The 2,740-nt window shown below is 63.9% G+C and carries 3 protein-coding genes; 2 read left to right on the forward strand and 1 reads right to left on the reverse strand.

Features of this window, described 5'->3' with window-relative positions; genetic code table 11:
- Nucleotides 1–189: 189 nt before the first annotated feature.
- Nucleotides 190–462 (reverse strand): hypothetical protein, encoded by a 273-nt coding sequence (locus ACIA6B_RS32490; RefSeq protein ID WP_094028475.1) that lies wholly within the window; start codon nucleotides 460–462, stop codon nucleotides 190–192.
- 114 nt (nucleotides 463–576) lie between these two features.
- Here ACIA6B_RS32490 and ACIA6B_RS32495 point away from each other — a divergent pair, with 114 nt between their 5' ends.
- Both ACIA6B_RS32495 and ACIA6B_RS32500 read left to right on the forward strand, forming a co-directional pair.
- The gene (locus ACIA6B_RS32495) at nucleotides 577–873 is read left to right on the forward strand and encodes a hypothetical protein (protein ID WP_396779311.1); all 297 of its coding nucleotides are present in this window, start codon (nucleotides 577–579) and stop codon (nucleotides 871–873) included.
- Nucleotides 874–1,433: 560 nt separating this feature from the next.
- Nucleotides 1,434–2,540, forward strand: a complete 1,107-nt coding sequence (locus ACIA6B_RS32500; protein WP_396779313.1) for a hypothetical protein — start codon at nucleotides 1,434–1,436, stop codon at nucleotides 2,538–2,540.
- Nucleotides 2,541–2,740 lie beyond the last annotated feature (200 nt).

A 2,740-nucleotide genomic window follows, 5' to 3' on the forward strand; every position in this document is an offset into this window, starting at 1 on the left:
CACCCGCTCGGACTGCCGCTCAAAGTCAGAGCAAGTTAACACTTACCTGTCGTAAGTGTGTCAGAGCGAGCTAGGACTTAGGTGCCCTAAGCCGCTCGCTGTGCCCTCGAAACGAGGTCACCCCACCCGAGGTGGTCGCTGCGCTGGGCGGCCGTTCCGGGTGGGGTGTGTGGTCAGTTGTGGTCGGGGTCAGTTGGATTCGGTGCCGGGAGGGGGAGCGGCCCACCGTCTGGCGGTGGCGTGAGGGATGCCGGTGAGGTCTTCGAGTTGCCGCCAAGATCCGATCTGGCGGTGGAGTGCGCCGATGACTGCGCCGCCCCATCGGCTGTTGTCGATCCGCCGGCGCATGGCGGTTCGGGCGGCCTCGGCGAGGTCGGTCTCAAGATTTCCGGTCTGTCGGGTTGGCGGCAGAAGTTCGTTCAATGCTTCGCGTTCTGCGGCGGTGAGGTCATGAGTGCTCATGCCCCTCAGTGTGCCATGTTCGGCACGTGCCACTATTGACACACTCTCGCCTGCGTGCCACTGTTGACACGTGCCATTTGTGGCACACGTCACCTCCGGACGAAAGGCCTTGCCATGCTGAACTTTTCCGAGTCCCCGTCCCGTCCGAATCGTCTGAACTCTGTCGGATGGTGCCGCATGTGTGGTGCATGGCGGTGCGAGTCCACTGACTGCATCCAGCAGCACGAGAGCACGTTCTGGGGCCTGTGCGACGAGTGCCACGGCAGCCAGAACTTCCGCACAAAAGGCTGGTGCATCTGCACTGATGGCCTGGTCGAGTACGAAACCCACGAGGACGCCGTTCACTCCTACGACGACCTGGCGGCCGCCATCGTGCGTCAGGAAGCGTGGGACTTCACGGTCGTGGCGTAGAAGCCGGACTGCCCGTGTGCCGCAAAACCTTTCGAGAGAGCCACCTGAACAAGGTTGGCTCTCTTCCTTTGTGCGGACCTAGATGCGGCAGAAGTGCCAGGAGGCAAGTGAGCGGAGCTCACGCGGCAGCTCTTTCCTGGCCGAGATCCCGCGTGGCGCACAAAGATCCGGGCTCCGAAATGGAAGTCTTTTCGGTCGTAAACGTAATGAGGCCCCGACCTGCGGTAACAGGCGGGGCCTCCAGATCAAATCCGACGACAACGCCTTGACCAGGTTCGTCGGTAGATGGATTCGACTCAATGAGAATAGCAACCAGCAGTGACGCCCCCGAGGTGCCACACGCCGACGCTGGCGACGTGCCCGGCGGCCCTGGGCTTGTTATATGTGCCAGAACTTCCCGTGTAAGCGAATCCGCCGGTAGCGGGCCTGATCTCGGGGACCTGTGGGCTCCTCGGTTTCCGACTCCGGAACTCTTGGACGCGGCGGCCGGCCTTTTCCAATCGGTTCCCCACTGGGACGGACACGAAGGTCCGCGACCGCGCATCGTGATCGCGCCCGGAGTGATCGCGCTCGAACGGCCTGACCTCGCGCGCAGAGAACGTGCGCTCGATCGCGCGCGACGACGGCACGACCTCGACGTGCAGCTGCTCGCGGCCAAGCTGGCGGCGGAAGGGGACGAAGAAGACGAAGAACCCTCGAAAGTCCAGATAAACGCCTGGTCGAGGCGATCGCGCGCGCGCATGATTCGCCGTCTCGCCGAGATCGACTGGACTCCAATGCTCGCGCGCGATCAAGTGCCCGCGATGGTGACGCTCACCTATCCAGGCGACTGGGAACAGGTCGCACCTACCGGGACCTGCGTGAAATGCCACCTGGAGACGCTGTTCAAGCGGTACGCCCGAGCGTGGGGCGCGGAATGGGTCGGCGTCTGGAAACTGGAGTTCCAGTTCCGGGGAGCACCGCACTACCACCTGTATATGGTTCCGCCGCAGGGCTTGTCCGGCGCTCACCTGCGGGAACGGCACGCGAAAGCGCTTCAGGCATGGATTCCGGGCCAACCGAAGCCGCGGCTTCGACCGGTTGCCTTCGACAGACTGCCTTTTCGGGAATGGCTCTCGCTGACCTGGGCTGACATCGTCGGACACCCTGATCCGGAGCAGAAGCGCCGACACATCGCCGCCGGTACAGGCGTCGACTTCGCCGAAGGCATGCGCTCCTCGGACCCGAAACGACTGGCGGTCTACTTCGCCAAGCACGGCACATTCGCGGCCAAGGAGTACCAGCACCAGGTTCCGGAGCTTTGGCAGGCTCCAGGGGCCGGGCCCGGGCGGTTCTGGGGCTACCGAGGTCTGTCGCCGATCCGTCGCCAGGTCGAAATCGATTGGGACGAGTACCTGCTGATCAGTCGGACTCTCCGGCGCCTGTCCCGGCGTACTCGAGTCTGGGACCACACCACGCAGCAGCACGTCTGGCGCAAGGCGATGCGCTACCAGCACGTGCCTAGAGGCCTCAGGATCGATTTCGAGACCGGGGAGGTGTCCCATTGCCGGAAGCGCCGAGTTCTACGCCCTGTGCGCCGTTTACGGGGCAGCAGCGGGTTCGTCACGGTCAACGATGGAGCGAACACGGCTGCGACGCTGGCGAGACTCCGGGGAACCTGTCTATGAGCTGCCGCACGAGCTTCGCTCGCTTGCCACGTCATGCGTCTGTGTGAGCGGGTGCCGACGCTCCGTGCGCCCGCAGCGGAGCGGAGGGAGCACGGTGTGCGGCGGCACCCGCTCGGACTGCCGCTCAAAGTCAGAGCAAGTTAACACTTACCTGTCGTAAGTGTGTCAGAGCGAGCTAGGACTTAGGTGCCCTAAGCCGC

Origin of the sequence: Micromonospora sp. NPDC051141 (assembly GCF_044455765.1) — a bacterium.
Classification (GTDB): Bacteria; Actinomycetota; Actinomycetes; order Mycobacteriales; family Micromonosporaceae; genus Micromonospora.